19 protein-coding genes are annotated in these 22,126 nt (G+C 27.9%); 6 read left to right on the top strand and 13 right to left on the bottom strand.

Translation table 11 applies throughout. The features are described 5' to 3' along the window. Positions 1-211: 211 nt before the first annotated feature. Positions 212-382 (top strand): DUF362 domain-containing protein, encoded by a 171-nt coding sequence (locus tag KGF39_RS03510; protein WP_009888017.1) that lies wholly within the window; start codon positions 212-214, stop codon positions 380-382. A gap of 168 nt (positions 383-550) precedes the next feature. Here KGF39_RS03510 and KGF39_RS03505 read toward each other — a convergent pair whose 3' ends face one another. Both KGF39_RS03505 and KGF39_RS03500 read right to left on the bottom strand, forming a co-directional pair. Continuing rightward, entirely contained in the window at positions 551-1,090 is a 540-nt protein-coding gene (locus KGF39_RS03505) for an FmdE family protein (RefSeq protein ID WP_227821210.1), read from the bottom strand. A gap of 138 nt (positions 1,091-1,228) precedes the next feature. Continuing rightward, entirely contained in the window at positions 1,229-1,861 is a 633-nt protein-coding gene (locus KGF39_RS03500; protein WP_227821209.1) for a redox-sensing transcriptional repressor Rex, read from the bottom strand. Between the two features lie 135 nt (positions 1,862-1,996). Here KGF39_RS03500 and abc-f point away from each other — a divergent pair, with 135 nt between their 5' ends. Further along, a complete protein-coding gene (gene abc-f / locus KGF39_RS03495) occupies positions 1,997-3,910 on the top strand; it encodes a ribosomal protection-like ABC-F family protein (RefSeq protein ID WP_227821208.1) in 1,914 nt (637 codons plus the stop codon). 15 nt (positions 3,911-3,925) lie between these two features. Next, the gene (locus KGF39_RS03490) at positions 3,926-5,302 is read left to right on the top strand and encodes an MATE family efflux transporter (protein ID WP_227821207.1); all 1,377 of its coding nucleotides are present in this window, start codon (positions 3,926-3,928) and stop codon (positions 5,300-5,302) included. Positions 5,303-5,434: 132 nt separating this feature from the next. Here the strand turns inward: KGF39_RS03490 and KGF39_RS03485 are convergent, their stop codons facing one another. Next, positions 5,435-6,085, bottom strand: a complete 651-nt coding sequence (locus KGF39_RS03485) for a cyclic nucleotide-binding domain-containing protein (RefSeq protein WP_227821206.1) — start codon at positions 6,083-6,085, stop codon at positions 5,435-5,437. A gap of 454 nt (positions 6,086-6,539) precedes the next feature. Between KGF39_RS03485 and KGF39_RS03480 the strand changes: the two genes are divergently transcribed. The 3 genes from KGF39_RS03480 (at position 6,540) to KGF39_RS03470 (ending at position 11,536) form a co-directional block, all read left to right on the top strand. Beyond that, positions 6,540-8,552, top strand: a complete 2,013-nt coding sequence (locus KGF39_RS03480; protein WP_227821205.1) for a sigma 54-interacting transcriptional regulator — start codon at positions 6,540-6,542, stop codon at positions 8,550-8,552. A 369-nt stretch (positions 8,553-8,921) separates the two neighbouring features. Beyond that, complete coding sequence (locus tag KGF39_RS03475; RefSeq protein ID WP_227821204.1) at positions 8,922-10,142, top strand: M20 family metallopeptidase; 1,221 nt, start codon at positions 8,922-8,924, stop codon at positions 10,140-10,142. 44 nt (positions 10,143-10,186) lie between these two features. After that, the gene (locus KGF39_RS03470; RefSeq protein ID WP_227821203.1) at positions 10,187-11,536 is read left to right on the top strand and encodes an APC family permease; all 1,350 of its coding nucleotides are present in this window, start codon (positions 10,187-10,189) and stop codon (positions 11,534-11,536) included. 77 nt (positions 11,537-11,613) lie between these two features. On the opposite strand, the gene KGF39_RS03465 is transcribed toward KGF39_RS03470, so the two are convergent. The 10 genes from KGF39_RS03465 to KGF39_RS03420 form a co-directional block, all read right to left on the bottom strand. Further along, positions 11,614-12,081 (bottom strand): VOC family protein, encoded by a 468-nt coding sequence (locus tag KGF39_RS03465; RefSeq protein WP_107595568.1) that lies wholly within the window; start codon positions 12,079-12,081, stop codon positions 11,614-11,616. A 435-nt stretch (positions 12,082-12,516) separates the two neighbouring features. Beyond that, positions 12,517-13,479 (bottom strand): type II CAAX endopeptidase family protein, encoded by a 963-nt coding sequence (locus KGF39_RS03460; RefSeq protein ID WP_227821202.1) that lies wholly within the window; start codon positions 13,477-13,479, stop codon positions 12,517-12,519. 275 nt (positions 13,480-13,754) lie between these two features. Continuing rightward, positions 13,755-14,705, bottom strand: a complete 951-nt coding sequence (gene hpdA, locus KGF39_RS03455; RefSeq protein ID WP_227821201.1) for a 4-hydroxyphenylacetate decarboxylase activase — start codon at positions 14,703-14,705, stop codon at positions 13,755-13,757. Continuing rightward, positions 14,698-14,955 carry a 4-hydroxyphenylacetate decarboxylase small subunit gene (gene hpdC, locus KGF39_RS03450; protein WP_054272880.1) on the bottom strand — a complete coding sequence of 86 codons (258 nt, stop codon included), beginning with the start codon at positions 14,953-14,955 and terminating at the stop codon, positions 14,698-14,700. Before hpdC ends, hpdA begins: the two co-directional genes overlap by 8 nt. A 3-nt stretch (positions 14,956-14,958) precedes the next feature. Continuing rightward, positions 14,959-17,667 carry a 4-hydroxyphenylacetate decarboxylase large subunit gene (gene hpdB, locus KGF39_RS03445; RefSeq protein ID WP_227821200.1) on the bottom strand — a complete coding sequence of 903 codons (2,709 nt, stop codon included), beginning with the start codon at positions 17,665-17,667 and terminating at the stop codon, positions 14,959-14,961. Positions 17,668-17,962: 295 nt separating this feature from the next. Further along, the gene (gene tsaD / locus KGF39_RS03440) at positions 17,963-18,979 is read right to left on the bottom strand and encodes a tRNA (adenosine(37)-N6)-threonylcarbamoyltransferase complex transferase subunit TsaD (protein WP_227821199.1); all 1,017 of its coding nucleotides are present in this window, start codon (positions 18,977-18,979) and stop codon (positions 17,963-17,965) included. 5 nt (positions 18,980-18,984) lie between these two features. Beyond that, positions 18,985-19,461 (bottom strand): ribosomal protein S18-alanine N-acetyltransferase, encoded by a 477-nt coding sequence (gene rimI / locus KGF39_RS03435; RefSeq protein ID WP_227821198.1) that lies wholly within the window; start codon positions 19,459-19,461, stop codon positions 18,985-18,987. After that, the gene (gene tsaB, locus KGF39_RS03430; protein WP_054272876.1) at positions 19,451-20,167 is read right to left on the bottom strand and encodes a tRNA (adenosine(37)-N6)-threonylcarbamoyltransferase complex dimerization subunit type 1 TsaB; all 717 of its coding nucleotides are present in this window, start codon (positions 20,165-20,167) and stop codon (positions 19,451-19,453) included. The genes rimI and tsaB overlap by 11 nt, the downstream gene beginning before the upstream one ends. After that, entirely contained in the window at positions 20,167-20,619 is a 453-nt protein-coding gene (gene tsaE / locus KGF39_RS03425; RefSeq protein ID WP_227821197.1) for a tRNA (adenosine(37)-N6)-threonylcarbamoyltransferase complex ATPase subunit type 1 TsaE, read from the bottom strand. The genes tsaB and tsaE overlap by 1 nt, the downstream gene beginning before the upstream one ends. A 138-nt stretch (positions 20,620-20,757) precedes the next feature. Further along, positions 20,758-21,798 carry a DUF4116 domain-containing protein gene (locus KGF39_RS03420; protein WP_227821196.1) on the bottom strand — a complete coding sequence of 347 codons (1,041 nt, stop codon included), beginning with the start codon at positions 21,796-21,798 and terminating at the stop codon, positions 20,758-20,760. Between the last annotated feature and the right edge of the window lie 328 nt (positions 21,799-22,126).

The following is a 22,126-nucleotide window of genomic DNA, read 5'->3' as shown; positions in this document are numbered from 1 at the left end:
TCAATAGACAACTTTTTAAATTTAATTTTATTTTTAAAATAAATTTCTTTAAAATAAATAAAAATATAAACAGATTAAATTTTATTGTAAAACTTTCAAACAAGAATATCATAATAAAGTTTTTGTTGTAGAATTAATTTAATTGTTATATTCAATAATATTTGTTATAATGTTATTGAATTACAATACATATAAAAGGGAGGATTTCAAAATGGCATATAAAATTACTGACGCTTGTATAAGCTGTGGTGCTTGTGAGGCTGAATGCCCTGTTAGCTGTATATCAGCTGGAGACGACGCATATGTTATAGATGCTGGTTCTTGTATAGACTGTGGTTCTTGTGCAGGAGCTTGTCCTGTAGATGCACCTCAACCAGAATAATAATTCGTTATTCATAAAGAGACTGATTTTATTTTTTAGATACTAATCAGTCTCTTTTTAATTATGTATGGTTCAAGTAATATCATTTATATGTTTTATTATAGTTGCTATCTAATTTATCTTAAAATACTGTTAACACATATCTAATACTTTTAATTTAATATAACTTTAATCCTCTTCATAGAATCTTTCATATTTATCAAAACAATCAAGACATACTTTTTTATCTTCTTGAATTCTTATGTATTGCTCAGAAGCAAATTCACCACATATTTCACATTTAAGAGATTTAAATATTCTTGCTTTTTCAGGAAGCCTTAACTTCGTATCTGTAATCTCAAATATTTCTTCAAAATCACTTTCTAATAAGTATTTCTTATATCCTTCTCTATCCATATCAAATGGTTTTGACTTTACATATATTCTTATTGCTTTTCCATTCTCTCTATTAAAGAAGTGATATACTGATTTTCCAGTCATCCTAAGTAGTAAATTCCCTTTACCCATTGTACAACTTAGAACTACTTGTATCCCATCTATTCCACAAGCATCATTTTCAGAAATACATACAACTTCCTCATCTCCTGATTGTTTACATCCCAAACATTCTCTTGCTGCAAGTGCTGCTTTAAATCCTATAGCTAAACCTGGACATTCATGACCATGAAATTCAATTGCTTTTTTCCATAATTCCTCCACAAAAATCACTCTCCCTAATATTGTTTATTTGCATACATTCTTTAAATTTTTATCCTAATATTTCAAAAAGCCAGAGGATTTAATATTAAATCTTCTGACTTTCTCAATACTCTTCACAACTATTTATTATTAATATTTTTATGTTGTCTACTTTCCTTCTTTCATTAAATACGATAAAGTAAATAAGCTTTCTGTTAGGTTTACATTTTCAACTATAACACCTTTCGGAACCTCTAAATCTAATGGTGCAAAATTCCACACGCCTTTGATTCCAGCTTTTACAACTCTATTAATAACTTCTTGTGCTCCATTTTTAGGTATACATAATACAGCAATATCTATATTATTGTCTTTTATAAAGTCTTCTAAAGTATCTGAATCTAATACTTCAAATTCTCTTATCTTTAAACCTATCATTCTAGGATTTGCATCAAACAAAGCTTTTATCTCGAATCCAGCTTTTCTAAACCCTGCATAATTGGCTATAGCTTGTCCTAAGTTACCTGCTCCTACAAGAACTGCGTTGTATGGTCGATCCAATCCAAGAATTTTACCTATCTCAGTATGAAGAGCTTCTACATTATAACCATATCCTTGTTGTCCAAACCCACCAAAGTTGTTTAAATCTTGTCTTATTTGAGAAGCGGTAAACCCTATTATATCACTCAATTCTTTAGAAGATATTCTTTGTATATCCCTATCTAATAAGTCTCCAAGATATCTATGATATTTTGGGAGCCTTCTTATAACTGCCATTGATATATTTTTATTTCCCAACATCTTCACCTCCTAAAAGTGTCCTCTTTTTTGTTTGATTCACAATAAAATATTTCTTTTTCAAAACTAATACATATAACCTTGATTATATTATATCAAAACATTATAATTTTAGATAGTTCAAGGAGGTAGAAATTTATGATTGTTTTGTCATGTAATAACTTAAATAAAAGTTTTGGTATAGATTCTATATTAGAAAATATTAGTTTTACAGTAAATGAAGGCGATAAAATTGGCATAATCGGCGTTAATGGTACTGGAAAAACTACTTTATTTAAAATAATTTCAGGAATTTATGGCTATGATAGTGGAGATATTTACACTTCTAAAGATTGTGAAATCGGATATTTAGAACAAAATACTAATTTTTATTCGGATAATACTATTTTGGAAGAAGTGTTAGAAGTTTTTAAAAATTTGATAGAGATGGAATCCTATTTAAGAGAATTGGAGGTTAAAATATCTGAAGAAAGTACAAAAACAAACTCTCCAATTCTAGAAAAAATCATGGATGAATATTCACATAAACTAGAATTATTTTCAGATTTAAATGGATATGGATATAAATCTGAAGCAAAAGGAGTTTTAAAGGGATTAGGATTTAGTGACAATGATATGGATAAGCCAATAAGCATACTTTCTGGTGGTGAAAAAACCAGAGTTCTTTTAGGAAAATTACTTCTTAAAAAACCAACCCTATTGTTACTTGATGAACCTACTAACCACTTAGATTCTGAGGCGATAGAATGGTTAGAAGTATTTTTAAAACAATATAAAGGTACTGTTATGTTAATATCTCATGATAGATATTTCTTAGACCAATCTGTAAATAGAATTTTTGAAGTTCATAATAAAAAACTTAAAGTATATAATGGTAATTATTCTAAATTTGTTGAGTTATCTAGGGTAGAAAAAGAACTAGAGCTTAAGAAATTTGAAGACCAACAAAAAGAAATAAAAAAACAAGAAGAATCAATTGAAAGGCTAAAAGCTTATGGTAGAGAAAAACACTTAAAACGTGCAAGAAGTAAAGAAAAAGCATTGGATAAAGTAGATGTTTTAGATAAACCAGAAGCTTATAGAAAAAAAGCTCGTATACAATTTACTCCTTCTGTCCAAAGTGGCAATGATGTTCTTCAAATCAGAGATGTGTCTATGGGCTATGGAGAAAGAATACTTTTTAAAAACTTGGACTTAGATATATATAGAGGAGAAAAAGTTGCTCTTATCGGTGCAAATGGTATTGGTAAATCTACATTATTTAAAATAATAACTAATGAACTACAGCCTCTTAGTGGTGCTATTAAATTTGGAGCTAATGTCCATGTTTCTTACTTCCATCAGGAACAAAAAACTCTTAATTTAGATAACACAATAATTGATGAGATTTGGGAAAATAATACTCATCTTACTCAAACTACTTTGAGAAATATGTTAGGAGCATTTTTATTTGTTGATGAAGAAGTTTTTAAGAAGATATCTACATTAAGTGGTGGGGAAAGAGCTAGAGTTGCTATACTTAAACTCATACTATCAAATGCAAATTTATTATTATTAGATGAGCCTACTAACCATCTAGATATTGATTCTAAGGAGGTTCTTGAAGAGGCATTAACTAATTATGATGGTACTATATTTACAATCTCACATGATAGATATTTTTTAAATACTGTTGTTGATAAGATTTTAGTTTTAGACGAAAATGGAGTTACTGAATACCTAGGAAATTATGATTATTATATTGATAAAAAAAGGCAAGTCCAAGAGATGAGTGTTATAGAAGAAAAGGATGAGAAAACTAGAACTCAAATAAAAGATGAAAAAAGAAAAGAAAGAGAACAAAGAGAATTAGAAAAGAAAAACAGACTAAAAAGACAAAATATAGAAAAAGAAATTGAAAAATTAGAGCTTAAAATTGAAGAGTTAGATATACTTTTATGTCAAGAAGAAGTATACTCTAATCCAGATAGAGCTAAGGAAGTTAGTCAAGAAAAAATTAATTTAGAAAATAACCTTACCTCTCTATATGATGAGTGGGAAGAATTTATGTAAAAAGGAGAGGATTATTTGCAAGAACTATTTTCTTTAAAAGACGAAAATAAAAGATTTTATAAAATACTTCTATCTTTATGTATACCTATTATTATACAGAACTTAATTTCTACTTCTGTAAACGTAATAGATACTGTTATGATAAGTAGTTTGGGGGAAACATCTGTAGCTTCAGTTGGAGTTGCAAACCAATTTTTCTTTCTTTTTAACATGTCCTTATCTGGTATTACAGGAGGCGCTGGAGTTTTTATTTCACAATTTTATGGAAAGAAGGATGTTGGCAATATAAGAAAAGTCACAGGTCTTACTTGTATATTAGCAATTGTCTTAAGTTTTGTATTTGTTATTCCTGCTTTACTAACACCAAAATCAATTATACACATATTTTCTTATGATTCAGAAGTTGTAAAACTTTGTATAGATTACTTTAGTATTGCAGTATTTAGTTATCCGTTAATAGCTATAAGTACAGTATTTAGTACTGGTTCTAGGGGTGTTAGAAACCCTAAGTTAGGTATGATTTGTAGTGCATTTGCTCTTGTAACAAATGTTATTTTAAATTATGGATTTATATTTGGTAACTTAGGTCTTCCTGCATTGGGTGTAAAAGGAGCTGCTCTAGCTACTGTTATTGCTAGAATATGTGAACTAATTTTAATGATTACTTATGTTTACTTTTATAAAAAAGACTATATATTAAAGTTTGGTCTAAAAAATCTAAAAGCTATTGATAAGATTTTTATAAAATCTTTTTCATCAAAAAGCTTTCCTATATTTGTAAATGACTCTGTATGGGCAGTTGGAACTGTCCTGTATTCTGTCGCATATGCAAGAGCAGGTACTTCTGCTATAGCAGCAAGTCAGATAGCAACTAGTACAGGTAATTTCTTTATAATGACTGCTGTATGTATTGCATCTGGTGCATCTATTATGCTTGGAAATGAACTTGGAGCTGACCATATTAAAAGAGCTATTGAATATGCTAAAAAGTTTTCTATACTTGTATTTTTGGCTGGTTTAATACTTGGAATTATTTTAATTTTAAATATCCCATTATTATTAAAAATGTTTAGTGTTTCTGATAGCTTATCTTCTGATATAACTAAGATATTCTTTATAATGGGAATGCTAATGGCTCTTAAATCCTTTAATACATTAGTTATAATTGGTATTTTAAGAAGTGGAGGAGATACTAAATATGCTCTATTTTTAGAATTAGGATGTATGTGGTTAGCTTCTATTCCTCTAACTTTTATAGCTGCATTTAATGGTGCACCTATATTTATACTCGTCCTACTTACTTATAGCGAAGAAGTTGTTAAGTTTATATTTGGTGTTCCTAGAGCCTTATCTAAAAAGTGGGCTATTAATATAGTAAAGGAAATTGACTAATAGCAATACATTATAAATATATAATATTTCTAAACAGTCTCATTGAAAACAATTAAAGTATTTTTGATTTTCAGTGAGACTACTTCTGTTTTTGTAGAAATTATTATACCTTTCTTAATTAAATAATACTCTTTATTCATCTTCTAAAAATTCTTTTACTTCAAATGCCAATCTATGTAATTCATCATAATTTAAAATTTCATATGTGTTATCAATTTTTCTTACTACTCCTTTTTCAGTTAACTTCAACAGAGAATGGTATCTACTCTTTCTACTAATTGAATAGATTTCACTGAAATTACGAATAGCTCTTATATTGCAGCTATTATTTTCTTGTTTGTTTAGTACACAATAGGCAATAACTTCTGTACAAGAAAACAACTCTCTTACCATTCTAGTTTTATACAGTTCATATATCCTTCTTGTACATTTTCTGTGAAATAGTGCAATAAAATCTGGTTTAAGATAAAATTCTTCAAATATATTTTTTTCAAATCGAAATAATTTTATATTAGTCTTTGCAAATATATCGCATTTCAAGTTATGTTCATATATATAACTTATTTTACCTATAAATTCATTTTCAGGTACAATATCAACAAGAAATTTATTTCCTCCTCTGGTAGTACATTCCACTAAAGCAACTCCCTCTATTATAAAAAATACTTCTTGTAAGTCTTTATCTGATGCTACAAATCTTTGACCCTTTTTATATTCAATAATTGATACTTGATTTAAATTATTTTTAATAATTGGATATATGCTTGTTTTTTCTGCTTTCATCAAAGCTACCTCCTTTATACTATATTGTATAAAATATTTTAATTTATATGATTTTAACAAAAGACATTATTACAATTAAGTTAAGCTTGACAAATCTATTCTACTCACGCAGAATAAACTTATACATATATATTTTCATATATTATTTATTTTAATATAATTCTATATTTATAAAATTATATTATCAATAGAATTTATTGAAATAAATTTTTTTGGGTGTATATTATAATTTAATCGAATAAAAATGAAAAATATACATACAGTTTTAATTTTAAGCAACAATTAGGGGGATTTGGTGACAAGATTTAATTATAAGAAGGAAAGTGTCTTAATGTGACTTTTATAAAGTCATTATAGACACTTTCTTTTTTATTTGATAAATTTAGATTATCAAAATTAGATAACTTTATACAACTATTTTGTTTAAGACTATTTATTATATAAGGAGAAATCAATGAAAAAATCAGTGGCTCTGGTAAATGATAGTAGAAAAGATTTAATAGATTTTTTAGAAAATAATTTAAAATTAGTTTTTGGAGATTATATAAATATTAACAGATACTTTATAGATGAGATAAATGACAATGATATTATAAACGATGATGTGATATTAGTAATGTCAGTAGAAAGATTAGACAAAATTATAAATAATATATTAGAGAAGAAAAAAGTTATTGTTATAAGAAGAACTTTTAAGGAAGATAAAATATATAATTTATTATCTTTGCCACAAGGTACAAATGCTCTAATCGTAAATGATTCTGATGAAACTACTCTAGAAACCATAAGTTTGTTTTATAAAATTGGAGTAACTAATATTAGACCAATCCCATATATGAATGATAATAATTATAAAGATATAAAAATAGCTATAACTCCAGGAGTTCCAGAAAAAGTGCCTAGCTTTATCTCAGATATATTTGATTTAGGTCATAGATATATAGATATCTCCACATTTATAGAAATAATAAATTTATTACAAATTGATTCTAAGGAAATACAATCTAATCTAGTTAAATACTCAGAAGAAATAATAAGTTTAGATACTGGTATAAAAGATAAATATAAAGAACTATTTTTAAAGATAGAAGAATTGGATACAATATTAAATTTATCAAAGGATGGTATATTATTTACTTCAAAAGATGGTGAAATAAATACATATAATAGTAAAGTAAAAGATATTTTAGACATAAAAGAGGATATATATGGAAAACACATTGAGGAAATATTTATAGATAGTTTAAAAGTTTTATTGAGTGAAAAAGAAATACTAGACAAGGTTGTTATATTCAATAAGAAATATATAAATGTAAATAAAAAAAATATATATAATAGAGATGAAAAAATGGGTACATATTATAGTTTACAAGAAATAACATACATAAAAAAACTAGAACAAAACCTCACTAAAAAATTAAGAGAAAAAGGACAAATAGCAAAATATACGTTTAAGGATATAAAAACAAATAGTCCCAAGATGCTTGAATGTATAGATTTAGCTAAAAAAGTTTCTAAGTCTGACTTAAGCATACTTATCAGAGGTGAAAGTGGGACTGGTAAAGAGCTCATAGCCCAATCTATACATAACAACTCAAATAGAAAAAATCAACCTTTTATAGCAGTAAATTGTGCAGCTGTTCCTGAAAACTTATTAGAAAGCCAGTTATTCGGATATGACAAAGGAACTTTTACTGGAGGTCTAAAAGATGGAAAACAAGGATTATTTGAACTTGCTAATAATGGAACAATATTCTTAGACGAAATAGGAGATATGCCCTTAGAATTACAAACAAAACTACTTAGAGTTCTTCAAGAAAAACAGATAATGCCAGTTGGTTCTCATAATGTAATTAATATAGATGTTAGAATCATATCTGCTACAAATAAAAACTTAGAACAAATGATTGATAATAGCCAATTTAGGGAGGATTTATATTATCGATTAAATACAATTCCAATAAATATACCTCCTCTAAGAGAAAGAAAAGAAGATATATTAATTATTATGGAAGATTTAATTAATAAAAAATTAATAATTACACCAGAGGCAAAAAAACTTATACAAAACTATAAGTGGAAAGGTAATATAAGAGAACTTCAAAATGTAACATCTTATTTAAATATTATGTGTGATGATATTATATTAGAGAAAGATTTACCTCCAAATTTAAGAACTTTAAATAACAAAAATACATCATTAAAATTAAAATATAATAAGAATGATATATTAAGTATATTAGAGATACTAATTTTAAATAAGGAATCAGATGTTGGTATTGGTAGGGGATTAATCTTAAAGACACTGCTCAATAAAAACCTTCAAATTACAGAAGGAAAAATTAAAAAAATATTTGAATATCTAAAAAAAGAAGAACTTATAGTCTGTGGTTCAGGAAGATATGGAAGTAAAATAACCCAAAAGGGAGAAGCGTTTTATAATAAATTAAAATATGAAGATTCATAAATTTATAACCTGTTAAATAAAAAAATCTATTCAGGAACAAAATGCTCCTTCAATAGATTTTTTTATTTTTTAAGTATACAGATATTGTAATTTGTTTTGTACATAATTAATAGGAATTAATAGGAATAGGATAAATGTTTTAATTCCTATTTTCTTTATATAAGTTATCATTTAAGATAATTTTTCTCTAAAATAATATTTTTCACTGAAAATTGCAACTATACAATCATTTTTTATATTTTACATGTAAATAAATGATTATTTTTATTCAATATTCTTATAAAAAATAAAATTATTTTGTCAAAACTTATGGCATAATAATTGCTAATTATATTAACCAAACAATAAAAAGCAATTGGGGGAATAAAAATGCAACAGGCTTTAAAATTAGAATATCAAACTAAGGAACTGGGAAAAGATTTTGTGATAGAAAGCTGTAATTCTATAAAACCGTGGCTACTAAATATAAGAAGAGAATTACACAAAATTCCAGAACTAGCTCTTGAAGAAAACCTTACTAAGCAGAAAGTTATTTCTTATTTAAAAGAAATAGGAATTGATTATATGGAATTTACAAAACACAATGGAATTATGGCATATATTTTAAAAGAAAATGCAAATAAAACCATTTGTATAAGAGCAGATATGGATGCCCTTCCTATCGAAGAAGAAAACGATATACCGTATAAATCAATACATCCTGGGAAAATGCACGCTTGTGGTCATGATGCACATACAACAATACTACTTGGAGCATGTAAAGTTTTACATTCAATAAAAGATAGACTAAATGTAAATGTAAAGTTCCTATTTCAACCAGCAGAAGAAGGTTTTGGTGGAGCAAAATTCTTAGTTGAAGATGGATGTTTAGAAAATCCTAAAGCTGATTATATATTTGGACTTCATGTTATGCCACATATTGAAACAGGATTTATTGAAACAAAATATGACACATTAAATGCTAGTGTTGACACTATAGAAATAAATGTCAAAGGTAAAAGAGCTCATGGTGCATATCCTGAAAATGGTATTGATGCAATAGTTACAGCTTCACAAATTGTTACATCATTACAAACTATAATAAGTAGAAACTTAGAACCAAACAATGCTGCTGTTTTAACTATAGGTAAAATATATGGTGGTGACGCACACAATGTAATATGTGAAGATGTAAAACTAGAAGGTACTTTAAGAACTTTAAATAGTAAAACAAGAAACTTTATGATTGATAAGATAGCCAAAATTGTTGAAGATACTGCATCTGCGTTTGGTTGTGTTGGGACATTGCATGTAAGTGATGAAAATTACCCTGCTGTTATAAATGAAAAAGAATTAGTAGACACTGTTATCTCAAGTACTAAAGAATTACTTGGAGAAGAAAACTTTATATTAAGACCAAACCCTTCTTTAGGTGGTGAAGACTTTTCTTTTTACACAGAACATTGCAAAGGAGCATTTTTCCATTTAGGATGTAAAAATGAAGAAATGGGATTAATTTCACCTCTACATACCTCTAGCTTTAATATAGATGAGGATTGTCTGCCAATAGGTGTTATGATGCATGTAATGAATACTTTATATTTTAATTAATACATTTATACATTTGTTAATAAAAGAATAGGAGATAAATTAATATGGAAAAAGCTAAAAAATTAGGGTTATTTAGTATGATATTATTAGGAATTAATAGCATAATAGGTTCAGGTATATTCTTACTACCAGGTAAAGTTTATAATCTAGCAAGTCAAAACAGTATATTTATATATATTTTTGCTACAATCTTAGTTCTATCAATACTTTTATGTTTTGCAGAAGTTGGAAGTATGTTTGATAAAAACGGAGGTGCATATCTATACTCCAAAAAAGCTTTTGGAGATTTTATAGGATTTGAAGTTGGTACAATGTCTTGGGTTATCAGGATTATATCATGGTCTACTCTAGCAGTCGGATTTGCAACAGCTTTAGGTTCATTTTGGCCAGAAGCTGCCACTGAATACAAAGGTTATATAGCTGCAGCACTAGTAACATTACTTTCAATAAATAGCTTATTTGGAATTAAAAGTACAAAGATAATGAATAATGTAATAACTATAGCTAAATTAGTACCATTAATAGTTTTCGTAATAGTTGGAATATTCTTTATAAAATTTGGAAATATTGTCCCTTCAGGCAATCTAGTTAACTCTAGTATGGGACCAGCCATCATATTGGTATTTTACGCATTTACTGGATTTGAATCATTTATCGTAGCAAGTGGAGAAATGGAGAATCCAAAAAAAAATCTTCCAATTGCATTAATAACTACAATATTTATATGTGCAATGATTTATATCTTAATTCAAGTTGTCTGTATGGGTATACTGGGAGATAAACTATTTGAAAATAGTATTCCAATTGCAGATGCTTCAAGTGTATTTTTAGGTAACTATGGTAAGGTCTTTATATCTGTAGCAACATTAATATCTATATTTGGTATAAATATAGGTTCTTCAATAGTAACTCCTAAATGTGGTTCTTCTCTAGCAGAAGAAGGTTCTCTTCCAGCATTTATAGGAAAAACAAATAAATATGATGCTCCATATGTAGCAATAATAATATCTTTAATTTGCTGTATACCACTTGTACTGACTGGAAGTTTTGAACAGCTTGCAGTAATGAGTGTAATTGCAAGATTTGCTCAGTATATACCAACTTGTTTGTCAGTAATAGTTTTAAGAAAAAGAAAAGATATTCAGGCTTCTTTCAAGATTCCTTTTGGTCCTGTTATACCAACAGTAGCTATTTTAGGTAGTTTATGGTTATTACAACAAGCTTGGGTGGAAGATATGGCAAAACCTATAACTCAAAATAGAGTTTTAATAGGATTGGGAGCAATGTTATTAATAGCACCTCTATATATACTTATGAAAAAAAATAAGGGAATTAAGCATGAAAATAAATCAGAAGATTCAAAATTATATATTCCAAGAGAAAAGATTCAATAATATTTTATAAACTATTAAAAAAAGTAATAAATAAAGGCGAAAGTATAGATTAGCTGACGCCTTTATTTTAATATAATCTAATCTAAAACTGATTCAATATATTCAACAGTCACATCCATTCTTTTGGCTACCTCATCCATTGAAAGCCCACTATCTAAAAAACGTCTGCATACAGATGACATAGTTTCTCCAACCTCAATAATATGCCCATCTAAATCATAAAATCTAATTGCTCTTTGCCCCCAGCTATGTTCTACAGCTAGATGAACGTAATCTATATCTTTCATTGCACTCAATCTTTCAATAAAAGTATCAAAATATTCTTCCTCAAAATATAACTCAGCATCATTTCCATTGAACTTAACTTCATTATCACTCTTATTAATAAACTCTAACCAAAGTTTCTTTTCTTGTAATGATATATTACCATCTAATACAGCATTTTCTCCAAAATCACAAATTACTTTTAATCCTAAAACATCATAATAAAACTTTTTTGATTTCTCAATATCTTCAACCACTATTAAAGCATTTAAAAACTTCATATTTCCTCCTTGATACACACATATTTTATTTATACTATATAAGTAAAATTAAACTATACAGATTTCAATAAGATATAGTATAAATAAAAAAACTATAAATCTTATTAAAATAGTTGAGTTGATTATATCATATAATATAAATTTTAATCTTGTAAAAAACAGACATCTGTCGCAGATGTCAATGAAACAGAATACCTTGGACATCATTTATATGATGTGTAGTAAATCTTGTTTGAGGGAGTAAAAACAGAAATGCGAAGTCTGATAGCATAGAAATTTAGCACGATATATACCACACCTAAGGGTTAAAATATAAAAAGTTAACAGTATAAACCAAAATTAAAAATGTCTGGATAGCTGATAAAATAAGGCTATCCAGACATATAAAAAATTAAAAAAACAATCAAAACCCTGTTTAATATTTAAACTAATTAACTAATTCTTAATATTGTGTACATTTACTTTGTTACTAACAAAATCATACTTAGAATCTCTATAATAGTACCATACAAATATAAAACTAAGCAGGTTAACAAAAGTAGTCGAAATTCCACCTTCAATACCAAACATCCCACCATTTAATAGATTACTATGATTTATTTGCGTAGTTATAATCCCTGGAACTTGAAGCCCACTAACGGGCATACCATATATAATCCCTTGAAATACATTCCATGTAAAATGGTAGCCTATACACATCCAAATATTCGAAGATTTTATAAACATATATGAAAAAAGAATTCCAATAATTATAATATTAACTACAGACAAAAATGTCACATCGGGATTCCATATATGAATCAGTCCAAAAATAACAGATGGAACAATCATTATAAAATAAACATTTTTACATCTTCGTAAAACTGCCATAAAAAAGCCGCGATTTAAAATTTCTTCTGCAAAAGCAACTACAACAAATACAACTATCCAGGAAACTGTTAAAGATGAAATTTTTGGTACCCATGAAACAATATGCCCACCACCAACTGTTATTGTTATAATAAAGATTACTGTACAATTAAATATTCCTAATAACATTCCTACATAGCTGTCTTTTTTCTTAACCTTAAAAGAATGTAATCCCATTTCGCTAATCGGATTTTTCATAATAAATCTCCATGTGATTATAGGTATGATAATCATAAGTGCATCTGTTAAAATTTGAAGTATAATTGGTAAACCAACATCATTTAGCCAATTGGCATATTCTGAAAAATAGTTTGTTTTTTGATTAATATCTCCTGTAGCAATCAAAATCTTTCGTAATACTGCTATAAGTATAAATCCTGAATAATACTCAAGTATGTAAAAGGTAGCCATAACAGCTATAATAATCCACCCTGAATGTACTTTTTTGCCTTTGTTCTTAATAATCAAGTTGTTCCATAACTTATTCATATAGATGTCTTCCTCCTAATGGTTATTTTTGTTTATTTCTAAGACAGATTCTATTAATTTTTTTAGAGTAATATTTTACCATAAATCTTCTACTACAAGATAAATGTAGTATACTTTCTAGTCATAATTTAAGCTATAAAAAAGAGATACTAATGTATAAATTTAAATCAATCTTTATAACTATGATGTAATAATTATTTTTCACTCGAAAAAGGATGTCACACTAGCTTTTAGTGTAACATCCTCTTTTAAATTAATTCTTATAATACTTGCTTTTAAAATGCTGTCTCATGGCCAACATAACAAGCTATACCATTATCCAAAAATATATCTTGTAATTCTTCAAGATGTTCTTCATCAACATCTCCCTTATCAGAATACTCGTATTCCTTGCCTAATTGAATCCACTTTGATTCTCCTAATCTGTGAAATGGTAATAAGTTAATCTCTACTAAATTATTTTTGTGCATAAAAGATATAATATCATTTATATTTTCAGTGCTATCATTAAACCCAGAGATAACTGGTACCCTAAGTACTAATCTTCCATTCCAGTCAGAATTCACAAGGTTTGATATATTTTCTAGTATTAAATCATTATATACACCTGTTTGTTCTTTATGCTTTTCTCTATCCATGTGCTTTATATCAATAAATACAAAATCAATATCTTTAAATATTTTATTAAAAACTTCATTTGATACACATGCACTCGTTTCAATGGCAGTGTGTATATTTACCTCATGACACTTCAATAATACTTCATGTAAAAATTCATGTTGAAGTAGTGGCTCACCTCCACTAAATGTTACTCCTCCGTTACTTCTCCAATTATTAGAATCACGTTTAATTACCTGTACAAGTTCATCTACAGTATAAGGTTTTGCACATAATTTAAACGCATTATAATAACATGAGTTGACACATTCAAAACTTTCACAGTCCTTACATATGTTCCAGTCTATAATTGGCTTATTATCAAGATTAAAACTCAATGCACCATTTCTACATTTACCATGACATACAGTACATCCATTTTCGTATTGACAAGATAACTCACTAAACATCATATGTGGTCTAATAGTCCAACTTTCTGGATTTGCACACCATTTACAACTAAGTGGACACCCATTTAAAAATACAGTTGTTCTACAACCTGGTCCATCATGGACTGAAAAGCTTTGTACATCAAAAATCATACCCTCTAGTTGATTTTGATTACTCATTAAACACATGTCCTTCACAGGTAATTGCATTCAATGTTGAATATACCCAATCTTCCTTTTCTAACCCAACACATTTACCTATGCCTTCATCATTAGCATCAACAAAATTTTTACAATTTTTACATTTTGGCATTGCTTTTATTTCTGGACATGCTTCATCATCTAAATTAATCATTTGTTTTGATAATCTACAAATTCCTTTGGTTGCATCTACTGCACAAAAATTCATACAATCACTATGCTTTCTCATATTTTACACCCCTTCATACTCTGTTCTAGCAATTACTTCATCTTGTATTGGTTTACCTAATTCACACCAATATTGAGTAAATCCAGCAACACGTACCATTAATTGGCGATAATTGTCAGGATTTTTTTGTGCATCTTTCAATGTTTCTGAATCTACAACATTATATTGAATATGGAATCCACCTTTTCTTAAATAACTTCTTGTTAAATCTAATAATTTTTTAGTACCTTGTTGTCCTTTTATAGTTGTCGGATGAAGTTTTAAATTCATCTGAGAATTTTGAACTACTGCTTGGTCCCAAATAGTTGCAGACTCAAATAATGCATATACACCATTTTTATCTGTTCCTGCATATGCAGAAACTGAACCATCTGAATATGTTGTTCCACTTAGTCTACCATCTGGAGTAGCCAAAGTAGCAGCTCCTTGTGGTCCATGTGTAGAAACAGATATTTGGCAAGGATACATCTTCTTAGCATATAAAGATTGTGCTTCTTCACATACTTTTGATAACCATACCTCATAGTTTTTAAGAATATTATCTGCATACAAATCATTATTTCCATATTTAGGTGCATCAAGACAGGCCTTGTAAATAACATCATACTTACCAGTTTTATCTACTTTTACTTGGTCTGCCATAGAATAATTTCCAACTTCTAATGCATCTTTAAATCCAAAGTTATTTAATATAGCCTCCTTCATTTCCTCTATTGTAAACGCTTTGTCATCATATACAAGTTTTTTAAGCGCTGCAAATGAATTAACCATAGTAACAGTACCACAAGTTTCTACATTTAATGTTGCATTATAACGATACCCCATATTTCCTATATGTTGACCTTTGTCTAAACAGTCTGGTTTTAATAGTGAATTTATTATAGAAGTATCAAATTTTCTCCATATATCTAACTCAATATTGTTTGCTCTTTCTAAAACATTTATTGCTTGTTTATAATAATCTTTAAATACTTCTATAACTTCTTCATAAGTATCTAATGGCTTATTATGAGGTTCAAATACTTGTATATTCATACGATGGTCTTTACCATTCATAAGAACAAGTTCTAAGATTTTAGGATTAGCTATAAAATGGACTCCAGAGCCAGCAGATTGTCCTGCTCCACCTGCAATAGAGTATGTTTTTCCATTTAAAGTCAATTGTTTCCAACATCCTGGAGATGTTTCCAAACATCCACCTAATGCAAATGCTCTTGCTTCCTCAACAGTCATACCTTCCTCAGCAAATTGTTTCATCATAAATGTTGTTCCATTTGAGTTATTCACCCATGCTGGATAACCAGAACCAAGCTTTGTACATTCAGCAGCTTTCATTAAGAAATCTTCTGGAAGCTTTTCATCATATAACATAGTTAAACTAGGTTGAGGAGTTCTACATCTCATACTTGCTTCTAATAATAACTCTTCTAATTCGTTAGCTCCTGTAGAACCATCTTCTCTTAATCCACCTATAGATAAAGTATTAAATGTATTTCCTGATAATACTCCTCCATTTACACCTGCTGAAGCAAAACAGTCAATACAAGTGATTTTTATCCTATAAAGCTCCAATAATTCTATAACCTCTTCTTTTGTAATTATTCCTTTTTCTATATCTTGTTCATACCAAGGATATAAAATTTGACCAAAACGACCTATAGACATACCAGATATAGCGTCCTCATTTACTGATGCTATATGAATTGTATAAGTCAATTGAAGGGCTTCTCTAAATGTACGAGGTTGTTTATGTGCAATATGTTCTAATATTTCCACTAAATCTGAATATTCTTTTTTAGCTTCTAAATCCGTCTCTATAATTTCTAAATATTTTGCATGCTTTGCATAATTTAAAATCCAAGTTTGTAATCCTTCAATAACTTGAATAACAGCCTCATAAAAATATAGACGGTCCATTCCAATAAGCCCATCTCCAGATGCATTTCCTGCAACTGCTTTTTTACATTCCATTGCCATTTCTATAATTCCATCTAATCCATAATTTAAAGGATAAAAGTAATTTATAACTTCTCTACCTTGAGGAAGTGTATACCCTGAATCGAACATACAAATAAGTGTACTCATTAAATTTTCTTTCAAATCATAATCTGGCATCATTTTTTCATAGTGAAAACCTAAATCTTCAACGGATTTTCCAACCCATTCCTTAGCCATTTTTACAAGTACAGGTACTTCTTCTTTTCTCATTCCAAATTTACCAGCTATTGAAACAACATTTCCAAAACTTTCAGTTACATTTCCCCCACCAGAACCAAATTTTGTAAGTTCATCTGCTGTGTTACTAGCTAACTTCTTCGCTTCTTCCTTCATTTGTTCTCCTTGAGCCACGAAGAAACTTTCACTTACCCAAGGCATTGGGAATGACCCTCTATAATGTCGTGTTTTTTGCATTACTATCTTTTCACCTGGTATTATATTTGGAGTCATATGGGAAAAAGCAGCTTTAAGAGCTTTAGCTCTTCTAACTACTGGTATATCACCATCTGATTTTCTATATTCTCTATTATACCAATATGGAAATTCCATATCAGCTGTAGATAATGTATTGTAGTATACATTTAATAAATCGTCAGCTCTTTTACTTGCTTTTTTTTCATTAAATTCATTTAAATTTTCTTTATTCTGAAAATTTGACTTAATATTTTTTGCTTCCAAAATACTTCTTATTTTCTCTTCTTTACTTTGACTCATTTCTTCCCCTCCTTAATATTTCTATAATTAGTATAAAACTTTTTTACAATGAAAAAAAAGGGCACATTACCCACTTTTTAAAATAATCTTTCTACAAAAAAATAAAACTTGAAGCAAATTCAAACCATAAATAATATTTATATCCTAAACACATTGAAATTCATCAGAATATAAAGGTTATATATAGTTTTACTTCAAGTTTTAATATATACTGAACTTATTTTATTATATTTAATTTTACTTTTATTTATTGTTTTAAAACAATTTCTTAATATATTTATAAATTTGGTTCATATTACTGATTTATCTTTAAATTTGGAACTGCATTTAGACTCATATCATGTGTTTTACCATTTATAAAATTATAATATCCTGCACACCCTATCATGGCTGCATTATCTGTGCATAAAATTAGAGGAGGATATTTAACAACAATACCACTCTCTTTTGCAAGCTCTGTTATTTTAGCTCTAAGACCTGAATTAGAAGCAACTCCACCAGAAAGAGTTATGATATTATAGCCTTTATCTTTTACTGCTTTTAATGCTTTAGTAGTTAAAACTTCAACTACAGCCTCTTGAAAAGATGCAGCAACATCTTCAACTACTATTTCTTCATTTTTCATCCTTTTTCCATTTAGATAATTTAATACAGAAGATTTTAGACCACTAAAACTAAAGTCATAGCTATCCTCTTCTAAATAAGCTCTTGGAAATTCTATAGCATACTTATTTCCCTTTTTAGCTAAATTATCAATAATAGGCCCTCCTGGGTAACCCAAATTCATAGCTCTTGAAATCTTATCGAAGGCTTCTCCAGACGCATCATCTCTTGTCTTTCCTAAAATTTCATATTTACCATAATCTTTAACTTCTACTAAATGAGTATGACCTCCAGATACTATCAATGTTATAAAAGGAGGTTTCAAGTCCTTATGCTCTATATAATTTGCACTTAGATGACCTTCTATATGATTCACTCCTACAAGTGGAATATTCAAGGTATATGCAAGTGCCTTAGCATAAGATAGACCTACTAATAAAGCTCCTACTAATCCAGGTCCATATGTAACTGCAATATGGTCTATATCACTAAATCCTATATTTGCTTTGTATAAAGCTTCTTGAACAACTATATCAATATTCTCCACATGTTTTCTTGAAGCTACCTCAGGAACTACACCGCCAAATTTTTTATGTGTCTCTATTTGAGTAGAGATTATGTTTGAAAGTACTTCTCTACCATTTTTTAAAACTGATGCAGCTGTTTCATCACAACTACTTTCTATAGCTAATGTTATTATATCACTCATAAACTCTACACCTCTTTTAATTGGTTCCACATTATAATTGCATCTTCTTTATTATCACTGTAGTATTCTTTTCTTATTCCACCCATTTTAAATCCATATTTTCTATATAAATTTTGTGCTATTTTATTTGATGCTCTAACTTCTAATGTCATAGATGCAATATTATTATCTTTACATAAATCAACTATGCCTTTTATTAACTTGTCCCCTATTTTTTTACCTCTATAGTCACTATGAACAGCCACATTATTTATATGGCCTTCATCAAATATAAGCCAAATTCCCACATATCCAACAATTTTTCCATCTAACTTAGCTACTATATACCTTGCGACTTCATTAGACAACTCTTTTCTAAAAGACTCTTTTGACCAGTAATCTTCAAAACAATTTTTTTCTACTTCAAAAACTTCATCTATATCTTTAATGGTCATTTCTTCTATTTTTATATCATCTGCTATTAATTTTGTATTATCTTTCATTATTTAGCCTCTTCATTTTTTCATCATATTGTACTTCAGCTTGAGATTTTCTGATATACATAGGATTTATTGTATAACAAGTATGTACATCTATATTTTTATTATATTTATTTAGTGCTAGAGAACATAAGCTTCCTGCATTAGATACATTATGAGCTTGTGAGGGTATTTTTATATTTTTTATATTCTCTAGCTTATCTTTATATTTGTATACAGCTTCTCCAACTATTATAAATTCTTCGTTACTTGATACAATTTCATCCACTAAAGTATCAAATTCTACAACATCAACACCATCTAATTCTATCAGCTCTCCATTTTCAAACTTGTATTTAGCTGAATAAACTTGATTTTTTTGTGCATCTAATATACAACATATCTTTCTATCACAGAAATTCATGTTATTTGCTAGAGATTCTAAAGAATTCACAGCTATTATTGGTATATTATTTACATGAGCAATAGCTTTTACTGTGGCCATACCTATTCTAAGACCTGTAAATGAACCTGGCCCTATACATACAGCCAATAAATCCATATCTTTTATACTTAAATCACTTATGCTTAACATATTTTCTATCATTGGCATAAGCTTTTGTGAATGTGTTGTTTTGTTATTCACTGTAAACTCACATATTAAGTTATCATCTTCAACAACTGATACACTTGCTGCCATAGAAGATGTATCCATACCTAGTATTTTCATTATTTAGTCAGCTCCTCAACTATCTCTTTATAAACCTCTCCTTTTGGAGTTAATATCATTTCTCTTCCTTCATCCTTATATCTCAATTCTATATTTAAATATTCTTTTGGAAGTATCTCTTCTATTAGATTAGCCCATTCTATTATACAAATTCCATTTGAATTTATATATTCATCATATCCAATATCATACATTTCATCACTACTAACTATTCTATAAACATCAAAATGATACAAAGGTATTTTCCCTTCATATTCATTTATTATAGTAAAAGTAGGACTTGTTATATAATCTTTTATACCTAATGAATCTGCCAAACTTTGTGTCATTGTAGTTTTGCCAGCCCCTAAATCTCCTACTAAACAGATAACACTACCTTCTTTTAAAAGTTTACCTAATTTATATCCTATTTCTCTAGTTTTATTTTCATTTTCTAAGTATATTTTTACCATCAATTCATCTCCATTTTGATATAATCGTCATGTGAATTTATATCACTGCTTAATTAATTATAGTATAAGCCTAGATTATTATAAAGTACTTGTATTTATCTTTTTTTATCTTTTACTATTGATGGCTTTATCTACACCTTATATACAATCGTCAATAGCAATTTTTACGTACTCTTTTGCTTTATAATTTTGCTTTAATGCTTCTTTACATATTCTCTCAGATTGCTCTTTTACATACTTAAGAGACTTATAATTCTCTTTTACTGCTTCAATACACATTCTTTCTGTTTGATTTTTTATATACATGAGCATCTTTCCATTTTGTCTTACAATCTCTATACATATATCCTCTGTATAGTTATCTATGTAACATAATACATCTTTAATATTGTATCTTTTATTTAAATATCTTATCGCATTTATACATATTTCTTCTGTCTTATTATTAACAAATTGTAGACTCCTGCCATCTTGTTTGACAGCTTCCATACATATTTTGTCAGTTTGTTTATTTACATATTGTAATGCCATACCATTTTGGCTTACAGATTCTATACACATTTTTTCCGTTTGATTTTGTACATATTTTAATGCTTTATAATTTTGCTTAATGGCTTCTATACATAATTCTTCACTCTGCTCTCTAACATATGCAAGACACCTGCCATCTTTTTTAATTGCTTCTAAACATATACCTCTTGTTTGAACATCTAAAGCCTTTAATATACTTACAACATCTATATTGGAAGAGTGTCTTATTGCTTTTATAATAAGCTCCTCTGTTTGATTTCGTACATACTTAAGTGCATTACAATCCTTTTTTATAGCTTCAAGACATAGATACTCTGTTTGTTCTTTTACATATTCAAGTGCTCTATAGTTGTACTTTATAGCTTCTAAACATATTTCTTCTGTTTGATTTTTTACATACTCTAATGCCTTATAACTCTGCCTTATAGCTAAAATACACATACCATCTGTTTGATTTTTTATATTTTTTAATTCACGATAATCGTACTTTACCCTTTCCATATTTTCAATATATTCATTAGTGATATACTTTAAAGAATCTCCTAATTTTGTATCATAAATACCAATATGAATATTTTCCCAATTACTATTAAAATAATACCCTTTATCATCTAAAAATAGTTTTTTTATTTTTTTAGATAAGCTCATGAATATACACTCCCATCATTATTAAATTAGTTACTATTAAAAATTTGATTATTAATCTTTATATATTTTTAATAGTAGCTTTATTTTTTGTTTATTATGAATTCGCTCTGTATATTGTAGATACCTTTTTCATATTTTAATAGTTAATCGTTTTAATTCTTCCTTTATTTTAAAAATTAAATTTGTCTAAATATTTCTTATTTTATATACATTTTTTGATAAATTAATAAAGCCATAATATATTTAATATATCAATCACAATATAGGACTGAAGTTACAAATAAATTATGGCTATTCAATACATTTAATTTTGAAATTTTATATTTTC

It is taken from the genome of Clostridioides sp. ZZV14-6345, assembly GCF_020657775.1.
GTDB classification, from domain to species: Bacteria; Bacillota; Clostridia; order Peptostreptococcales; family Peptostreptococcaceae; genus Clostridioides; species Clostridioides difficile_D.
This window is presented reverse-complemented; position numbering and strand designations above follow the sequence as displayed.

Excerpts from the sequence above, each read along its gene's own strand:
- tsaB (WP_054272876.1), bottom strand. The coding sequence starts at position 20,167 with ATGAAAATACTAGGTATGGATACATCTTCTATGGCAGCAAGTGTATCA.
- KGF39_RS03475 (WP_227821204.1), top strand. The coding sequence starts at position 8,922 with ATGCAACAGGCTTTAAAATTAGAATATCAAACTAAGGAACTGGGAAAA.
- tsaE (WP_227821197.1), bottom strand. The coding sequence starts at position 20,619 with ATGGTAAAAATATACTTAGAAAATGAAAATAAAACTAGAGAAATAGGA.
- hpdC (WP_054272880.1), bottom strand. The coding sequence starts at position 14,955 with ATGAGAAAGCATAGTGATTGTATGAATTTTTGTGCAGTAGATGCAACC.
- rimI (WP_227821198.1), bottom strand. The coding sequence starts at position 19,461 with ATGAAAGATAATACAAAATTAATAGCAGATGATATAAAAATAGAAGAA.
- KGF39_RS03420 (WP_227821196.1), bottom strand. The coding sequence starts at position 21,798 with ATGAGCTTATCTAAAAAAATAAAAAAACTATTTTTAGATGATAAAGGG.
- KGF39_RS03485 (WP_227821206.1), bottom strand. The coding sequence starts at position 6,085 with ATGAAAGCAGAAAAAACAAGCATATATCCAATTATTAAAAATAATTTA.
- tsaD (WP_227821199.1), bottom strand. The coding sequence starts at position 18,979 with ATGAGTGATATAATAACATTAGCTATAGAAAGTAGTTGTGATGAAACA.
- KGF39_RS03460 (WP_227821202.1), bottom strand. The coding sequence starts at position 13,479 with ATGAATAAGTTATGGAACAACTTGATTATTAAGAACAAAGGCAAAAAA.
- KGF39_RS03470 (WP_227821203.1), top strand. The coding sequence starts at position 10,187 with ATGGAAAAAGCTAAAAAATTAGGGTTATTTAGTATGATATTATTAGGA.
- hpdA (WP_227821201.1), bottom strand. The coding sequence starts at position 14,705 with ATGAGTAATCAAAATCAACTAGAGGGTATGATTTTTGATGTACAAAGC.
- abc-f (WP_227821208.1), top strand. The coding sequence starts at position 1,997 with ATGATTGTTTTGTCATGTAATAACTTAAATAAAAGTTTTGGTATAGAT.
- KGF39_RS03480 (WP_227821205.1), top strand. The coding sequence starts at position 6,540 with ATGAAAAAATCAGTGGCTCTGGTAAATGATAGTAGAAAAGATTTAATA.
- hpdB (WP_227821200.1), bottom strand. The coding sequence starts at position 17,667 with ATGAGTCAAAGTAAAGAAGAGAAAATAAGAAGTATTTTGGAAGCAAAA.
- KGF39_RS03500 (WP_227821209.1), bottom strand. The coding sequence starts at position 1,861 with ATGTTGGGAAATAAAAATATATCAATGGCAGTTATAAGAAGGCTCCCA.
- KGF39_RS03465 (WP_107595568.1), bottom strand. The coding sequence starts at position 12,081 with ATGAAGTTTTTAAATGCTTTAATAGTGGTTGAAGATATTGAGAAATCA.
- KGF39_RS03510 (WP_009888017.1), top strand. The coding sequence starts at position 212 with ATGGCATATAAAATTACTGACGCTTGTATAAGCTGTGGTGCTTGTGAG.